This window comes from Paraburkholderia sp. BR14374, from assembly GCF_040948685.1.
GTDB classification, from domain to species: Bacteria; Pseudomonadota; Gammaproteobacteria; order Burkholderiales; family Burkholderiaceae; genus Paraburkholderia; species Paraburkholderia youngii.
Genome location: NZ_JBFPKF010000005.1, coordinates 499733 through 516887 on the forward strand (window position 1 = coordinate 499733; position 17155 = coordinate 516887).

Consider the following 17155-nt stretch of genomic DNA (forward strand, 5'->3'; position numbering starts at 1 on the left):
GGAGTGGCCATGTCTGCTACCAGGGATAAAACCGCACATACGTTGGCGCACAGTGTGCGCCAGTTGATCAATGCCGGTACATTTTCCGAAGTGATTGTGGCCGTGGAGTCACATGCGTTAACCGCACAATCCGGCGCTGCGAGTATTGCCAAGTTAGCCGCCGGACGAAGTGCAGTGCAAGGTGCGCTGACAAGTTTGATTGCCACCTGGGCACGTGAATTTGCCGTACTTGGAAATCCAGCCTTTGCCCTGCAGCTCTCGGCAATCAAAGACGCTATAGCACAAACGGAAAGTGAGGCCACTCAGACCGAAGTTGTGTGGACTGGGCCAAAAGTAGAAGGATCCTATCTTCGTGCTACGCGCCAAGTCGTGCAGGATATTATTTCCGCGGCCCAAGCCGAGCTATTGGTGGTTGGCTATTGGCTAGCGGGCAAGGAAGATTACGAAGGAATTATTAACGACATTGTCGAATTAATGGCCAATGCTGTTGCACGTGGGGTTAAGGTCACCATGGTGCTCGATGAAGGTGAGAAGGGTTATGGTAAGAATAACCGGGATACCCTGATCGCGCTTTGGCCAAAAGACATTCCGCAGCCAAAGCTTTTGACTTGGAAAATCCCGCCCGACGATAAACATCTGAAACTACATGCCAAAGTCTTGGTGGCCGATCGTCACGATGCGCTGGTCACCTCGGCCAACCTAACTATGTACGCGCTGGACCGTAACATGGAAATGGGTGTCAGGGCACAAGGGCAACCCAGTGCGCGGATTGCCCTGCAATTTGAGTTACTTGAACAACATCAAGTAATTGTGCCCTATGGCGTCACGCAGTAGTTTGTTTTTCTCCATTCTTTAGTTTTAGCAGCTCAAATACGACTTGCCGCGATTGCTCATCGAGCGTGTAATGGGGAATTCCACGATCTTTGTCGATATGAAATTCGTACGATATCGAAGAGGTATCGTCCATGTACAGATCAAGTATGGACGAGTCGATCTCGTTCCTTAATAGGCGAAGACTTATTATCTCGTCCTCAGACCTTTCTGGATCGTTAAACCAATTTAATAAATCAAGTTGCGATAAATTATTTTTGATTCTGAATTCCGTCATCTTTTGGGTGAATGATTTTGATGACAATATTACATTTTCGTTTTCGGCGCAGTCGAAAATTGGAAATGTGTCTACGATCGATGATGCTGTATATCTGTAAAGGTTTAGGCTGGTTGAGCAATTAATGTTTGTCCATAGCCAATGAATGCTGCTCCAAAGAATCCCCAAAAATCCGACATCATTTCTGGTGTAAACGACCATGGGATGGGCGTAGATGCATCCGCTGGGGACGAGTGTTGGGCATAGGTATTTGAATGTAAAAGGCTGAACTATTACATGCTCAAGATTCTTAATTGCGGCCATAAGTCCGGGCCTCGTTTCATTGTACTGCCACCAAAACTCTCGAACTCTATCTCGAGTGGCCTTGTCCTTGTCTGGCTTGGCATGAGTTTGCACAAAAGAAAGTGCTTCCGGGTATTTTTCTTTAACCTCATCAAGATCCATTTGGTTGAAGTATATTGCATATTCTCCAGCCCAAATCTGTGGATTGCTATTTACATCTTCACCCTTGTAATATGGAAATATGCATCCTTCGGATGACTCCCTGAGCTGAGATGTGGATTCATCGTTAATTACAAAACCCGTACTGCCTAAATAATGTCCAGAGAAGCATATTCCATTATTTTCGGTTAAGGACTTTATTTCGATGTCGGCGCCCATTGTCAGGCTGCTACTTATGCGTAGACATTCCTTGCCACCAAGTTCCTTTACTCCGTTGAATTTGAATTTACTTGAGCATACGATTGCAATTTTTATCCCGGCATCCGAGCCGGGCCAATCCATGCTTCGGATTGCATAAAAAATATCAATGCCATTGTTTGTGGCATATCCTAAGCCTACTTCCCTGGAGTCCCCTTGCGAGACGACGTCGCTCAAGATAAACCCGAATGCTCCTCTTTCATTGGATAACGTAATAGCTTGGCGTATGAAGTAGGCGCATAGGTCTGCAGATCCTGCATTATTTGGATGATTTAATTTTAGGAAATCCAGTATTTCCCCGCCAAGGCGCATACTGATGCGGCGGCCGCCGAGAAACGGTGGATTTCCAATAATTGCATCAAACCCACTATTGATCCTATGAAAAACCTCTGGAAATTCCATTTCCCAACAGAAAGGGGAAATGGGTCTACCCGAGTTTGTTAGGTGATTAACGGTGGTCAATATCTCGATAGGGGCCTTCTCATCGACCGCTAAACGCTCAAGCCAGTAGCGATATTCAAGGAGCTTGGCTTCTCTCTGCTTGGTGTTAGTCCCGTTAAAAAAGGCGGCTATAGCAAGCGTTGCTTTCAAACGGATGCTTGCCAGCACTTCTTCCGCAATGCGGTTTTCTTTTTCTTTTTCAACAAAGTTGTGATCCGCGATGGAATGTATGGCTTCACGGTGCTGTTCAGCTTCTTTTACTTCCTGGTCTTCTGTCTCTTTAGCAAACAGTGGTCCAAAATCATTGGTGATGGGTTTCCACGTAAAGTTGCGGATTTGAGCAAGTGAAAGGCCAACCAATGAGTTGCCGTGCTTGAGTGCATGATCCACAAAGGTGAAGGGGCGATCGGTGGAAAGTGTGGTCAGCCAGAGGGACAGCTTGGCCATCTCCACCGCCAACCGGTTCATATCCACACCATAGACGCAGCGCTCAGCAACATAGCGCCGAGCAAACACGATCCGCTCCTCGCGGGATTCCGGCATCAGGTTCTCGGTGGCTTCTCCTTGCGAGGGAGTTCCAAACGGCATGGTCAAAATGGCGCCCGGCTGCTCGGCAACCATGCGTTCCCAAGCGTCTACCAACCGTTCTGCCAGATATCGGGTTGCTTGCACCAAAAAGGCACCGGAGCCCATGGCAGGGTCGCAAACCTTGAGGGCTAGAATTTCCCGCGGCGTCTTGATCAGTTTGGGCTCTACCAATAATCCTGGTTTTCCGTCGACATTCACGTAGACCTGATGCTCCAGCGTGCGACGCACCACCGGCTCGGTGAGCGTAGGGGGGGTGTAGTGAGCTCCACTGGATCGACGGTCTTGCCCGTGGGTCACGTAAAGGCCGCCGGGGCGAACGACACCTAAAGGCAGCAAGAAACGCTCGACTGCCTTTGCCTGAGCCAGTAACTCTGGGTCGTCAGTACCTAAATTGAGTTGCGAATGACGCTCTTCATCGCGCTCTATTGTTTTCTTGATTGTGCCCGCTGTTTTGCTGGTGTGGAGCGCAATCGCTTTGATAAGCGCCGCTTCTGAAAGCCCAGAAAATTCGCTGGCACTGACGGGTTCTGGCTCCGAAATTTTCGGCCCCCCCTGCAGCAGCAGCAGCGTTTGGTTGGCTGGGGCTCTAGCAACGCGACGATCCAGCAAGCCCTCGTACATATGGCCAATTTGTTCGACGGCGAGCGTGCGATAGCTCACGAGCTGGCGCACGCCATCAGCTTTGGCGTACTTGAGGCTGCGCAAAATATCGCGAATGACGGAGTCCCTGACTCTGGGAGGTTCGTGCACCTCGTTTGGCCACTCACCATTTTTTGCGCGGCCTTCAAGAAGTGGGTATCGGTTTGGATCAAACAGCTGACCACCATGAGCAGCAATGCGGATGTCGGAGTCGATACTGCCGTCATGCAACAGGCGTGCACTCGCAAGTAACCGGGCATATGCCGCATATGAATGCTTGAGCTTTTCTGGAGCGAGTCGTCGGGTTTCCTCCAGTTCGGTCAGCAGGTGCAGTACGCCATAGGCTCGGTCGTAGGTGACGTTACCGTGCGGCAGCAAGCCGTTCTCTTCGGCATAGAGCGTAAACAGCAGGCGCATGATGAATGCGACGCTTGATTCAAATATTTCCGTTTCGCCATATCCAAGAAGGTACTGGGCACTTAGTTCTGCATCCACTCTGTCCAATTCGTGCACAAGTATCTGCAAGGCCTCACGGACCTGATTGCCTAACTGATCAGCGACATCCAGTTGCCGTTGTCTACTCTGCTTGATAAGTTCAAGGATGACCTGTTCTCTTGGCCCAGCAAAGAAACGAGACTCGCCCAGTAAATCCTTAAAAGCAGCAAGCGTCAGTGGATCATCGTTCCAGGTCTGCGCTGTCCAAGTCATCCAGGACGTAGTCTCAGAAGGTGATGCAACCACCAGGCGCCAAGCTTCGCCATTCGTTAGTATGCCTAACTCTACACCGGTCTCACGCAGCAAGCGCTCAAGCTTAGTAGTGGGCGATGCCTTCCAGCGACCTTTATCTTGAATCCATGGTTTATCCAGTGATTGCTCGCGCGGCACTTCAAGTACCAGCATAACGGCGCGGCCTTCGTCGAGCAGTACGCGGCTGGGGCGTAGAGTTTCCCCTTGTTCGTGCAAGTTAACTACTTTGTCGGCAGGAATGGATGCACCAACTTGCCAGTATTCCTTGTCCTTCAGGCCCAGAAAGTCTTCGAGGATAAAGTTGACCCAGGCAGGTTGGCCATTACCTTCAACCATGCCCTTGGGTAGATTCCAGATTTCTCGTTGTTTTCGGAAAGCAGCGACTTCAGCTTTATCGAGCGACCGGAAGTTGCCCGCATCAGCCAGCACGGGCTCGCTTAATACAACACCTGTTATTTCGACGCTAGAAAGCCAGCGGTGCTGGCGGATTGCGACACGTTTATTGGTGGCCATCAGTTGCCCCGCGTAGGAAGGATGATTTCCAGAGCAACTGGATACATTCTTTGGTCCGTCACTTTATATAGATCTCGTTGGCGTCTTGGCTCGGTCTCACGCTCTTTTTGAAGCTGCTCGAGCCTGCGTTGAAGCGAAAGAAAATCCTGCTCACGTTGTTCCTGCTCTTCATCATCAAATGCAAATTGCATCTGAAAATCTGCGGAGCGCTTTTGCCAATCTTTGATGGCATTCCTGATGGCCGTAATCCGCTCGGTGGCCAGACCCTGCGCGTGCTTCCGAGCCACTTCACCCCGATCATGCAGGGTTGCAATCAATGTTTTGGCCTCTGTCTCGGCGTTGATAGATAGTTGCTGCATGATCGCATCAACGTGCGGTGCAATCAGTGCCTGAACATCCTCTATGTTGCCGTCAAAGATGTTGGCATCTGCTGGACGAATAACTTCCTTCTTTACGACTGTTTCATCTTCAATAGATAGCTGACAACGTACCAAACCCTCGTGAAGACGGTTATGTTCAGGTCCCAGTAAAACCTGCCGCCCCCAAGCGATGACAGATGGTGCTGTAACCTGAGCAGACTTTGATATGACCACTCTGTTCAGACCGCTACGCGAAGATTGCGTCCCCCACATCTGGATGCGAAAGGTGGAAATTGCTCGTCGCATTAGAGGGTGGTCGAGGTGGATGATTCCCACTGCATCGTCTTCTCTCGCTTTAACGCGATTAAACGAGAGGCGCTTCTGCAAATAGTCTGTACCGACGTAGGCTTTGCATTCGGTCCACGCAGTTGGAACGCGGGATAACGAAAATTCATCATTGCCGAGATCGCTGATGGCATCGGTGCACCCCTCCAGTCTTAATGCCTGCTTCAACAATTCAAGCTGATTACTATCGGAAATATCAAGCGCGCTCCGAGCTCGGTTCAACGCTTCGACCATTTGCGCGACGCCTTCGTTCTCTCGCGCTTCAATTGCCATTTCTTCACGAGCAAGCTTCCTGCGGGCGTCATCATCGATTGCAGCAAGATTCACTGCCTGACCTAGGGCTTTCCTTCGGACATTGTCCGCGATCAAGGCGCCAACGCTGCCGAGGTCATTTCTGATGGTTTCAACTTTATCGACAATATGTTTGAGGAACTCGGAGTCCTCTTGGTTTTTATATACAAAATGATGGATGCGAACCTCATTTGCTTTTTGACCGTGACGATCAACACGGCCGTTGCGCTGCTCTAGGCGGATTGGGTTCCACGGAATTTCATAGTGAATAAGATTGCGGCAATATTTTTGAAAGTCTGCGCCTTCTGAGGCAGCATCGGTGGCCAGCAAAATGCGTACATTGGTTTCGCTATTCGGCGATTGAAATTCGTCGTTGATTTTTTGTCGGTCAACGTCACTCATGCCGCCAATAATTGTTCTTGTTGCATCAATAAGACCATGTTTTTCCAGGATGCGTTCAAGATAGTTGAGTGTGTGTTTGTACTCAGTAAAAATAATAACGCGCTCACCATTCCACTGGTCGCCATTGCGCAGGTTGCGGTTAATCCACGTAATTAGAGCCGCTGCCTTGCTGTCTTCCTGAATGGAAAAGTGGGATGCTTTACGGTCAACAATTTCAAACATGCGCTGTAGCATGCTTTTCTCATCATCTGTTAGTTCAGTGATGAGTCTGGATGCGGCGCTGGTAGCAGCCTCCAGGTTGTCTTCTTTATCTTCATCATCACTCCAGTCTTCTGATTCCCTTTGCTCGAAGCTATTAAACAGAGACTCACCAATGCCCAGCTCTCCTTTTATGCCGGCATTCGTTGTGTGAACGATGAGACTCTCTCGCAATGCCAAGGGTGATGACAATGCTCGTTTTTTCAGAAGAGTAAGAATGAATTGAAGTGGTCGCTCTGATCGTTTATCAGTGGAGGCTAATCGGCTGTCTGTGTAAGCGTTAAGCAGATTAAATAGGCGTTGCTCATCGCCCTCCAATTTGACATACAGATGTGGATCGCTTGTCTCGTTACGAGGAAGAATCACTCGTTTAGGGAACCGTGGCGTCCCATCCGGATTCGCAATTTCATGCTTTAATCGCCGAATGGTAACGGCGGAAAGTTGTGCCTTATCTAGGTCGGTGCCACGCGAAAATCGAAGATTGTCCAAGATCTCCAATAGGCCGGTGAAACTCTCCCGATAACCATTGTGGGGGGTGGCAGTAAGAAACATTTTGTGCTCGAATTGCTCGGATATCGCGCGAAGTAATGATGTGCGCTCCGAATCCCGAACGTACTGTTTCTTCCCGGAAGGTGCTGCGTTATGGGCCTCGTCGAGAATCAGCAGATCCCATGGGCGATTGTTCGGGCTTTCCGCATGCCTACGCCTGACGTACTCATCAAATAACCGACGAGGGTGTTCGGTCTTCAGGTAGTCAATTGATGTAACCAAGCGGGGGAAACTGGCCCACGGATTAATGCCGGGGCCGTACTCCTTTCTCATTTTAAGAACGGAATCCCGGTCAATGATTTTAAACTCGAGACCGAATTTTTCGGCCAATTCATCAACCCATTTGATCTTTAAATGAGCTGGGCAGACGATCAAGACTCGGCTTGCCCTGTGGTTATGGATAAGCTCTTGCGCGACAAGGCCGGCTTCAATGGTTTTGCCCAAACCCACATCATCAGCGAGCAAAAGACGTACCCGGGGCATATCGGCTGCCCGAATTACGGGAGCCAGCTGATATTCTTCCATTTGCACCCCACCCCTGAAGGGGGCTTGGAGCATATCGCCTACAGCTAATGAGCTGGAACCCCATTGCAGTGATCTGATAAACGCATCAAAAAGCTCTGGCTCATCATGGTCCGTGATGCTTGGTAGTGAGGTAGACTGAATAAAATGCGGAGCAATTTCACGTTCCCAAATAACCTGAATATTTTCTCCAAGAGCATCATCGCTTAGGCACTCTAACGCTACTCTATGGATAGCCTGAGTTGATTGTGTTTTGGTTTTACTAACAGCCGTGACCGCCCATATCTTGTGGCGCAATTTAACGATCTGCCCCTGCTCCGGTCCTGCCCCTTTGGCCGTCATATATACTTGTTCGCTTTTTCGAGTGAAATGTCTTGATTATATCTGCGATATCATGTATGCGAAAGCTTGACTTCGCTTGTGTGCCATCGGCCAGAGCGTTGATCTCTGTAGGCGCGCTTGCACCCCATTGACGCGTTTGGTCACATGCAGCCCGCCCAAGCCTAGCAGTATGCCAAGCGTCAGCGTGGCCAACGACCCAAGGTCGAGTGACGGTAGGTAGATTTAGCGGATGGCCGGCGGCGGCCGCTACCGCGTTCGTGAACGGTCCGCCGACGAAGTTCCTGAAATATTCAGCGATCGCATGTCGCGAATCGCATCCGACGGTGTGCGTCAGATTGGAGTTTGTGCCGCCAGTGCTACCGACAGCGCCGCCTGGAAAGCAATCAATCCAGCCTGTACAGCGAGTCTGGCTTGGTCGTCGAGCGGCAAATCGTTGGCGATCGCCAGCGCCGCCGGAATCGACGTATTGATGAGCGATTGCACCGATGCGGTATCGACACTGGTGGTTGCCTGGCAGACGGCTGTACTATCGGTCGCGAGCGCGGCAAGTGCCGATGCTTGCGGGGCAAGCAACGTGTTGCCGTCGGATGCAAGCGCCGCCAGACTATTCAGCTCCGGCTGAACCACGGCACAGGCCTGTTCGACACGGGTCTGAAACGTGGTCGCAATCGTCGTTGCCGGTTGCTGTTGTGCTGTCGTGCAGGCAACGAATGCAATGGGCGTGGCAAGACCCGCCGCGAGAAGCAGTTTCTTCATGATGGACACCTTCGTGGAGATTGCCGCGAACGCGGCGGGAGGAAAACAACGGGGGAATTACGCCTGCGGGGTGGCCGGGGCAGGGGCCACAGTCGGAGCTGGGGTAGCAGGCTCTACCGCAGGTGTGGGCGCATCGGTCTTCGCGGCCTGATAGCTCGCCCACCAGTTTCCGATCGCATGTACGCCGGTCACGATCAGCGCCGCAACCAAATACGGCAGGCTTTCCGGAATGGGCAATGGGCATCCAGCCAGCAGCCACTGCAGCATGGGCGCGAGCGTGGTAGCCGTGATGGTCGTTCCGCCGGTGACGAGGGACGAGACTTGATTCATGGTCGACTCCTTGGTCGTAGTGGTGAAAATCGAACGGATTACGCGAGGTTGGTTGCCCCGTGCAGAATTGCGCCACCCGCATTGACGTAGGCGGTCTGCAATGCGGCGATCGTGTTGACGTGCTGCCCGTAGTCGTTGCCGGGCAGGCTGGCCCAGATGCCAGAGCAGATTTGGACCGCCTTCGTGAAATTGCCAACGTCGATGAAAGGCAGCGCACCTTTCTCGCGAATCTGCTGCAGCGCGATCCGGTCTTGCGAGAGCGGCGAAAAATCCGGCAACTTCAACTGCTGCCGATACGCGAGCCAGTAGCGATAGAGCAGCTGGTACCGGCCGGCGGCGGTCGAATTGAACGTGGAGTTGAGGATGTCGGGGTGCATTAAGTAGCTGGAAAACGTCAGCGGCTTGTCCGGCGTCGCGCCGACGAGCACGCGATAGCCGTCGTCGGATTCGGGGATGCGCGATGTTCCTTCGCTCCACGCAATCATGTCGAGAAACGCAGTCCGGTTGGGGCCGCCGGCCTGCTGTGCGGTGATGACGGGCATGGTCAATCCTCCGTGCTTGTGCGGCGGCGAAAAATCTTGTCGCGCGCCAGGATGAAAATCTGAAGAACTGTGTAGACGAGGGTGGCCGACAGCACAACGTTCGAGAGCGTCAGGTACGCCGCGACTTGGCCCAACAGCGTGCCGATCAGGCCGCCAACCCACGCGATCGACACCTTGATCGATTCCATGACGTGATCATTGCCGTTCATGGGCATGCTCCAGAAATGAAAAACCGCCCCGGAGGGCGGCGACGGATGCCTGCGAGGCCAGGTTCAGCCTAAGGGCCGCAGTAATAGGAAAAGACAGCTAACGCGAGATCGGGGGCCACCTGCGGCTGGAATGCATAGAACCCGCACGAATCGGGCGTGAGAAATGAGTTGATCGCCTCGCTGAAAAGCGATTGCCACGATGAACCGTCGCCCGACACTTCGTAATACCAGTTCGTCGCGTCGCTACGGATTCGCATCCATTCCGGAACGGCACCGAGATTCGTGGAGAAAGGGTTGCCGCCCCACGACGAGAAATTGCTGAAGTTGCCGACCCAGTAGCCGAGCTGGTTCTGATACGCGAGCTCAAAGAGTTTCAGCTTTCCGCTCGCGCTGTCGTAAAGGCACGGCCCAACACAACCGTAGTTGGCATTCAGTGGAGCAGCGCGCAAGCGCATCGCCACCTGAAAGGTCCCAGATGGTATCGGCTGCGTGAGGACGAATGCCTGCGCGCTGCTTGAATGCGGAGTGACAATGCCAATGCCCCACGGATACTGCGTCGCAATGGCGCCCGTCGCCCCCTGATTACGCAGTGTGAAGCCGGACAATTGCGGCACGGTGTCCGTCGCGCCGTGTGATGAATTCGGTGTGATCGTCGCGCCTGATCCCGTCGCTGTCACGCTTGCGTTCGTGAAATTCAGCGCCCCCGGCGCCACGGCCTTGATGATGCCGCCCTGTTCAACCGCGCTGAGCGTGCCGACAAGAGACAGCCCAGCTCCGAGCTTGCCGCCTTCGATGACCTGCAGGTTCGCGCCACCCGAGAGCGACTTGAAGGCGAGTGATTGCGCGGTCGAATTTGCTATGTCGAGAATCGGAGCACCACTGCCTTCATTCGATGCCCCGGTGACCGTGCCACCGGGACAGTTCAGCACCAGGCTTCCTGCGCCGTTGTCCGTGATCGAGAAATTCCCAGCTGCGGCCAGCGTTTTCACGGCGAGACTCGCAGCCGTGGATGACGATGTATCGATCAGGCCGGCGCCGCCTCCTTCGTTCACGCCGCCGCGTAGAGACCCGCTGATCGCGTTCGGCTGGTAACTGCGCATGTCCGTGTAGCTCGACGCCGTCAATGTGCCGGTCACGACCTGATACAGCGGGAACGAGGTAGCCGGAAAGCCCGTCGTGTTGGTGCTGACGGCGCCCGTCACTGGGTCCGCAAAGATATAGTTCGTCGCACTCGCGGCAAGCGCCAGGGTTCCGTCGGGTACCGATTGCATGACGCCCGCCGGGTTCGCATAGCTGCCGCCGTAGTAGCCCCAGACAAGGCCGCTCGTCGTTGCCGCACGCCGGCCCCACAACATCAGTGGGCTGGCGGCATCAAACAGCGCGTTGAGCGTCGCCTCCTTTGTCGAGGAAGCCGCGGATAGCGTATCGAGCAGGGTCGAGCTGTTCGACATGCCTTATGCTCCGGCGTACCACGAGAACAGCGACAGGCCGACGGCCTGCCCGTTTGGATCGGCGAAGAATCCCACCTGGTCCGGCGTGAGAAACGTCGTGCGCGAAAACGAATACATGTTGACCCACGTGACACCATCCGGCGACACGTCGTAATACCGGTTCGTCCCGTCGTCACGGATCCGGTGCCAGTCCGGCCAGAAGGTCATCGCGTACTGCGAGCCCTGAAATCCGTTCCACGAGGTCGGGCTGTTGAAGTTGCCAATGCCGTACTGGAATCCGCTCTGATACAGCAGGCCTGCGACCTGCAGCAGGCCGCTTGAACTGTTGCGCCAGACGAGTCCGCACTTGATGTAGCTGGAGCTGGCCGGAAACGCGCGCATGCGGGCGACGACCTGATAAGGCGTCGAAGGCGCGGCCACGACCAGGCACGCGCAGTTTTCACTGCCTGCTTTCGGCGTGGACAGGCTGATACCCCAGGGTTCCTGCAGCGCGGTGGCGCTGCCCTGGTTGACCCACGTGAAATTCGACAGGTTCGGCGGTTGATCTGGCGTGCCGAAACCCGAGAACAGCGCGATCTGCGCCTGCGATCCGGCAGAATTCGTGACCTGCGCCCCCTGGAAATTGAGCTGCGTCGCCGCGCTGACGACCGTCGTCCCGTTCTGCTGGATCGCCGGCGCAACGGCAGCGGCCGCGTTTGCGCCGATTGCGATGCCGGCGGATCCATTATCGGTGATCGTGATGCCGCTGCCGGCGACCAGTGTCTTGAACGCGAGGTTGCTCGACGTAGTGGAGGCAGTGTCGAGCACGCCGACCCCACTGCCTTCGTTGCTGCCGCCCGTGACGGTGCCGCTCGTACCGCTCGTGCTGATTGTGAGCCCGTTTGATCCGCCGTCGGTGACGGTGACACCGGCGCCGCCGATCAGTGACTTGAACGCGAGTGTCTGCGCGGTCGAATTCGCCGCATCCAGGATGGGTATTCCGCTGCCTTCGCTCGTCGCGCTACGCACGGTGCCCGCGATCGCGCTGGGCTGGTAGCTGCGGCAGTCCGTGTAGCTGGAGATGCCGGTCGAACTGGTCACGATCTGGTAGAGGGGAATCGACCCGGCGGGGAAACCCGTAGTGTTCACCGACACGGCGCCGGTCGTGGCGCTCGCATACACGTAGTTGGCCGTGCTCGCGGTGAGCGTGACGGTGCCGTTCGTGATCGCATTGGCGGTCGTACCGACCATATACGTGCCGCCATAGTAGCCCCAGGTCAGGCCGCTCGTCGTGCTCGCGCGCCGGCCCCAGATCATCGCGGGACTGGCCGCATCGAATAGGGCATTGGCGATCACTTCCTTGGCCGCCTGATTTGTCGCGATGGTGTCGAGCAGCGTTGTGCTGTTGGACATCGGGTTACCTCGTGATGGTCGTCGTGGCAGAGGTGCCCAGCACGCCCTGATCGCTGTTCTGCTGCACGCGGAAGGTGATCGTCGCGCCCGTTGAGATGCCGTCTGCCGTGATATTGGCTGCGCTATACGTCCAGGTGCCGCCCGCACCATTGCCGGCAACCGTGACGGTCCGAACCACGGTCGAGCCGTTCAGGATCGTGAGTGTGTAGTTCTCGGCCGACTCATCGAGCGGAACATCGGCGCCGTCGAGCCACTGGGCGCGCACGCGGGCGCGTCGGATCCATGACAGCGAGATGTCGGAGGTACTCGACGCGCTGCCGTGCGCGGCCGTGAAATACACCGGCGAGAGAGGCATGACCCGACCATTCTTTGGCATGAGACTGACCTGCGCGCCGGGCGAGCCCGAGAACAGGTTAAGCAGAAACGTCTCGAAGTAGAGCATCGAGCCGAAATCCGTGGTCTGGATCGGCATGGATATGACCGCAGCATGATCGAGCAGCACGAAGCGCTCGCCAGCGGCGTGGGTCGTCATGGCGGCTTCCGTGCCACCGCGCCCCCGCAACAGACCGGACAACGTCCAGGTGTTGGCCGCCGTCTGCGTCGCGTTGCGGAAAAACAGGATTTCGCCACCCAGCCACGCCGCATTGGCGCCGGCGAGGAAATCTGCATAGCTGCACGAAGCGAGCGCCCCTTCATAGAGCACGATACTGACCGTGTTGATTTCGTCCGGGAGGTTGCCGCCGCCGAACGACGACAGGGCACCAGCCGCGTAGCCCATGACGGACGCATGGGTGATCTGCGCGAACTGTGTGAACGTCACGTCATCGCGCGACAGGTCGATCGCCGCACCGGGCCACGAGGAAGCCATCCCGCACGCGGCAATGTAGACGCCCGGTGTGCTGTCCGCATCGCGCAGCGGCGGAATGTCGAGCACCGAGAGGATGGTCGGCCCGCTGTAATCGATCTGCTGGCTGGCAAAGCCAAGCGCTGCGCCGCCCTGCGTCGTGTAGGAGCTGCCTGGATAGATATCGGGTTCCTCGAGCGCGGCGGCCCAGAGGAGCGACCCTTGTCCGTCATACTGGCAACGCGTGATGCGCACCGTCCAGCTCTCGCCATTCGCGCCCTGCAGTGTCATCACGTCGCCCGGCTCGTACTGCAGGTAAGCGAGGCCTGTCGTGAACTGAAAGGTCTTTCGGCCAACCCATGCCGCCCATAACATCGCCTGGGTACGCGCAAGCGCATCGGAACCCGCGAGCACGATCGGCACCTGCATGACGGTGTCGCGGTTCGAGTTCGTGTATGCGCGCATCGCGCGCTGTGTGTTCGGGTTGTAGTCGTCTCCGAGTTCCGGGTAAGTCAGCTGCATCGAACGAGGCAGATCGACCTCCTGCGCGATCGTCTCGGTGACCGGCGTCGTGTTTGCTGTGTCGCCCAGATTTGGCGAGGCACCGAGATCGGCGTACAGGAAGGTCCCGACCGGTTGTGCGCCACGCTTCACGAACCGGATCACGCCGCCCGAATCGCACGCATCGAAGAAGTACGTGGACATGAGCGGTCCGAGGTTGCTGCGCGTGGTCGAATGGTTCGTCACGCAGTAGCCGTTCATCACGTCGGTAAGCTGCGAGACATCGACCTGCGACGCTGCCAGGCCTGCTCGACTGCACAGGTCGGCGACGGCATTGCCGACCGTCGTGAAAGTCTGCCCCTGCGAAATCCACATGTAACCGAGCGAGATGCTGCTGAGGTTCGCACCCGAGGCAAACACGAAGAAATTCTCGTTGATGGCCACCATCGTCGAGACGCCGAACGGGGCATAACCGAGTACCGTGTAGGTGTTCTGCGATGGCCGGAACAGCGACACGGCGAGGTTGTCGCCGACCGTGTAAATGTAGTCGTCCGTCAGCACATACCCGGTGTTCGCATTGAAATTGATGCCGGTATAGGTCGCGGTGACGGCTAGCGTATCGCGGTCGAACTGGAACAGATGTCCGGTCAGGTCGTCGAATGCATAGACATGCGTGGCCGAGCCGCCGAGGATGTGCCATTCGCCCAGTTGGGTACTCTGCGCGACGATCAACCCCTGCTGCGACAGGTCGCACCGGTAAATCGGGCGGCCGCTCGTCGTATAGAACGAGCTCAGGAAGAGGTCGGCACCGTTGCGCCAGAAGCAGGCCTCATCGCCGCCAAACCCGAGGTCCATGCTGCCCGTCAGGCTCATGTCGTCATACGAGCCGTCCGGATGCAGCCACCCGGGCCAGGTATAGATGCCCGGCACGTCGCTGTAGCCGAGCGGCATGTTGATGCCCCCCCGGTTGCCGCTCCAGGGAATCAGCTGCGTCTGGACGGCACCATAGGCGCTCAGGTTCGCAACCGTCACGCCGTTGTAGCCGAAGTAGTACCCGTAGCCCATCGCGATGCCGCCCGAGGCCGACAGGCATGGCGCCATGAAGAACGTTCCGAGCGAGGTCGAGTACTTGTATGTCGAGGCCGAGTTGGAAGTGGCGAGCGCGGCCGGTGCCGTGATGACCTCAAATGAGAGCGACGGCAGATAGTTTCCCCACCGCGAGAGATCCAGCTCATTGAACACGACATACGCCAGTCCCCGGTACGCGGGCGTGTTGTTCACGCCGAGCGCGGCCTGCATCACCGGATCGGGCAGCTGGTTTTCGTCGCCGGGGTAGACGGTGAAATTCGTCACCATCTGGTTCGAACCACTGATCGCCTGGAAATTCGACGGATTGGACACGTCGTAGATCAGCTTGCCGTTGGCCCAGATGCGCCGCACGGCCGTAATCGGACCCGCACACAGGCCGACGGCGAACGACATGGATACTTTCTGCTGCTGCGGCCCCTTGCCACCCGCCCCTTTACCGCCGCTGCTGGCGACGTAAGGCTGGCCGGCCCAGATGATGTTGCCGGCGATCCGGTAGATGCCATAGGCGAGCGGGATCGGCTTGCCATAAGCGCTGTCCTGTATGCGGATATCAGCGGGCTGCGGTCCCTTCTGGCGAAACAGCAGGCCGCCAGCGATGCCGCCCGCCATCCAGCCGAGTTCCGCCCCTTCTGCGATGCCGGCAGGACCGCCGATCAGAAATCCAGCCGCACCACCAACCACGGCGCCGGCAGCGGACAGGACAAGCTGGCCCATTCAGACGACTCCAGGGATGCAGTAAGCCGCGATCACGTTGCGCCGGGTTTTCTCATCGAGACGCGATTCGACCACGCACCGGTTCGGCAGATATGCGTGGATGAAGTGATCCGGGTCGGTCAGTATCGCCACATGGATCGGCGTCGCGTGCCACGCGAACAGCAGCACGTCGCCGCCTTGCGCATCTGCAAGCGGAACCCGCGATAGATGCGCTTCGAGTGTTCCACGCAGCCGTCCGTCAGGGCGGCGCCCGTAATCCGGGGCATCTGGCACATCGAGGCCGACTGCGCGCGTCACACCGATCACAAGACCAATGCAGTCGCAGGCGGTGCCCTTCAAGCGTCCCTGATGCTGGTACGGCGTGCCGAGCCAGTCGCGGGCTTCGACGACGAACTGCTCGCGCGTGATGGTCACCACTGCATCACCTTCCATTCAGTTCCCTTGAGGCGAGAGCAGGAGGTCGGGGCCGGGGATATAGGGCTCGCCACGGAAATGGACGATGTTGTTGTAACGCGCGTAGCAGGTGCCAAGCTGCTTGTCGCAGCCCGCCGTGATCGTGTATGTGTCGCCGACCGCCACCGAAGACGGCATCGCCATCGCGAGCGTGACGACGCCCGGCGCGAACGCCTTGACCTCCATGACGAAGCCCACGTTCTGGCCGGTCAGCCACTTGACCTTGCCGAACGCGAAATACCCGACCGTGTAGTTGTAGCTGATGAAGATCTCGCCGCCGGCCTGTGCGCTGTTGAATGTGTAGAGGCCGGAAGCATTGACCGTGTACTGCCCGGACCCGTTGCCGACGCTATACGAGCTGCCATACGAATCGACGACCGAGATCGTCGAGACGAATGCACCACCATTCGGTGGCACGACCTGGACCGTGAACGGAGAGCGCGTCGGGATCTTGTGACCGGTCGTATCCGTATAGGCGACGACCGGCCCGGTCTGCGTGAGGCCCGGATCGCTCCAGCTGATCGCGCTGTTCACGCTCGCGACCGTGCCGTTGAAGGTGAGCGACGTCAGATCGACCATGCACTTGGCGTCGCCCAGCTGCGCGCGGCAGGTCGGGCTGTACACGTCCCCCTGTTCCTGCTGCATTGGTTGGGCCACCCCGCGCATTTCGACCTGGTAAGCGCCGTTCGTGATCGTCACCTGACCGAGCGTGCCGCTTGCCAGTGTCATGGCACCCGCCGACGGGTTTGTGTAGTCGACCAGCATGCAGGTCACCTGCGCGAAATCCCACTGTCCGGACTCGAGCGAGGCCTGCGTGATGGCCGAATTGTCAAACACGGCCTGAACCTCGAGGTTCGAGGTCGAGAGGTCGCTCGTGCTGTCGATCTGCGAATGGGTGTAACCGCCCGCAGACTGATACGTGAGTCCGCCGCAGGTGACAGACTGGTCGAGATCGGTGAATGTGAACACCTGTCCGTCGGTTCGGGTGATTTTCCAGAGCGTGCAGACGGTCTGCACCTCGGCCTGCAGCGTGGCGAGGAGGGCGGCGGGAATCGAACGCATGAAGATGCC

Annotated in this window: 12 protein-coding genes; 1 reads left to right on the forward strand and 11 read right to left on the reverse strand. The window is 56.7% G+C overall.

The genetic code is table 11. The features are described from left to right. Window positions 1-9: 9 nt before the first annotated feature. Window positions 10-834 (forward strand): DISARM system phospholipase D-like protein DrmC, encoded by an 825-nt coding sequence (gene drmC / locus AB3X86_RS15470; protein WP_368596605.1) that lies wholly within the window; start codon window positions 10-12, stop codon window positions 832-834. On the opposite strand, the gene AB3X86_RS15475 is transcribed toward drmC, so the two are convergent. From AB3X86_RS15475 to AB3X86_RS15525, 11 genes are all read right to left on the reverse strand, one after another. Further along, on the reverse strand, window positions 824-4735 hold the full coding sequence (locus AB3X86_RS15475) for a DNA methyltransferase (RefSeq protein WP_368596606.1): 3912 nt from the start codon (window positions 4733-4735) through the stop codon (window positions 824-826). The two genes, drmC and AB3X86_RS15475, sit on opposite strands and share 11 nt — an antisense overlap. Further along, window positions 4735-7803, reverse strand: a complete 3069-nt coding sequence (drmD, locus tag AB3X86_RS15480) for a DISARM system SNF2-like helicase DrmD (RefSeq protein WP_368596607.1) — start codon at window positions 7801-7803, stop codon at window positions 4735-4737. The genes AB3X86_RS15475 and drmD overlap by 1 nt, the downstream gene beginning before the upstream one ends. Window positions 7804-8133: 330 nt before the next feature. Then, window positions 8134-8568 (reverse strand): hypothetical protein, encoded by a 435-nt coding sequence (locus AB3X86_RS15485; protein WP_368596608.1) that lies wholly within the window; start codon window positions 8566-8568, stop codon window positions 8134-8136. Window positions 8569-8616: 48 nt separating this feature from the next. Next, window positions 8617-8889, reverse strand: a complete 273-nt coding sequence (locus tag AB3X86_RS15490) for a hypothetical protein (protein ID WP_368596609.1) — start codon at window positions 8887-8889, stop codon at window positions 8617-8619. A 38-nt stretch (window positions 8890-8927) separates the two neighbouring features. Next, entirely contained in the window at window positions 8928-9431 is a 504-nt protein-coding gene (locus tag AB3X86_RS15495) for a glycoside hydrolase family 104 protein (protein WP_368596610.1), read from the reverse strand. 2 nt (window positions 9432-9433) lie between these two features. After that, window positions 9434-9619: a hypothetical protein gene (locus tag AB3X86_RS15500; protein WP_172411512.1), complete on the reverse strand. Its 186-nt coding sequence runs from the start codon at window positions 9617-9619 to the stop codon at window positions 9434-9436. An 89-nt stretch (window positions 9620-9708) separates the two neighbouring features. Continuing rightward, window positions 9709-11091, reverse strand: a complete 1383-nt coding sequence (locus AB3X86_RS15505) for a hypothetical protein (RefSeq protein ID WP_368596611.1) — start codon at window positions 11089-11091, stop codon at window positions 9709-9711. A 3-nt stretch (window positions 11092-11094) separates the two neighbouring features. Beyond that, entirely contained in the window at window positions 11095-12483 is a 1389-nt protein-coding gene (locus AB3X86_RS15510; protein WP_368596612.1) for a hypothetical protein, read from the reverse strand. A 4-nt stretch (window positions 12484-12487) separates the two neighbouring features. Continuing rightward, complete coding sequence (locus AB3X86_RS15515) at window positions 12488-15631, reverse strand: phage tail protein (RefSeq protein ID WP_368596613.1); 3144 nt, start codon at window positions 15629-15631, stop codon at window positions 12488-12490. Continuing rightward, window positions 15632-16063: an NlpC/P60 family protein gene (locus tag AB3X86_RS15520; RefSeq protein WP_368596614.1), complete on the reverse strand. Its 432-nt coding sequence runs from the start codon at window positions 16061-16063 to the stop codon at window positions 15632-15634. Beyond that, the gene (locus AB3X86_RS15525; RefSeq protein WP_368596615.1) at window positions 16064-17146 is read right to left on the reverse strand and encodes a DUF2163 domain-containing protein; all 1083 of its coding nucleotides are present in this window, start codon (window positions 17144-17146) and stop codon (window positions 16064-16066) included. Between the last annotated feature and the right edge of the window lie 9 nt (window positions 17147-17155).

Bases quoted from the DNA above. Each gene is read 5' to 3' on its own strand.
- drmC (WP_368596605.1), top strand. From the start codon at position 10: ATGTCTGCTACCAGGGATAAAACCGCACATACGTTGGCGCACAGTGTG.
- AB3X86_RS15475 (WP_368596606.1), bottom strand. From the start codon at position 4,735: ATGGCCACCAATAAACGTGTCGCAATCCGCCAGCACCGCTGGCTTTCT.
- drmD (WP_368596607.1), bottom strand. From the start codon at position 7,803: ATGACGGCCAAAGGGGCAGGACCGGAGCAGGGGCAGATCGTTAAATTG.
- AB3X86_RS15490 (WP_368596609.1), bottom strand. From the start codon at position 8,889: ATGAATCAAGTCTCGTCCCTCGTCACCGGCGGAACGACCATCACGGCT.
- AB3X86_RS15495 (WP_368596610.1), bottom strand. From the start codon at position 9,431: ATGCCCGTCATCACCGCACAGCAGGCCGGCGGCCCCAACCGGACTGCG.
- AB3X86_RS15500 (WP_172411512.1), bottom strand. From the start codon at position 9,619: ATGGAATCGATCAAGGTGTCGATCGCGTGGGTTGGCGGCCTGATCGGC.
- AB3X86_RS15505 (WP_368596611.1), bottom strand. From the start codon at position 11,091: ATGTCGAACAGCTCGACCCTGCTCGATACGCTATCCGCGGCTTCCTCG.
- AB3X86_RS15510 (WP_368596612.1), bottom strand. From the start codon at position 12,483: ATGTCCAACAGCACAACGCTGCTCGACACCATCGCGACAAATCAGGCG.
- AB3X86_RS15515 (WP_368596613.1), bottom strand. From the start codon at position 15,631: ATGGGCCAGCTTGTCCTGTCCGCTGCCGGCGCCGTGGTTGGTGGTGCG.
- AB3X86_RS15520 (WP_368596614.1), bottom strand. From the start codon at position 16,063: ATGGAAGGTGATGCAGTGGTGACCATCACGCGCGAGCAGTTCGTCGTC.
- AB3X86_RS15525 (WP_368596615.1), bottom strand. From the start codon at position 17,146: ATGCGTTCGATTCCCGCCGCCCTCCTCGCCACGCTGCAGGCCGAGGTG.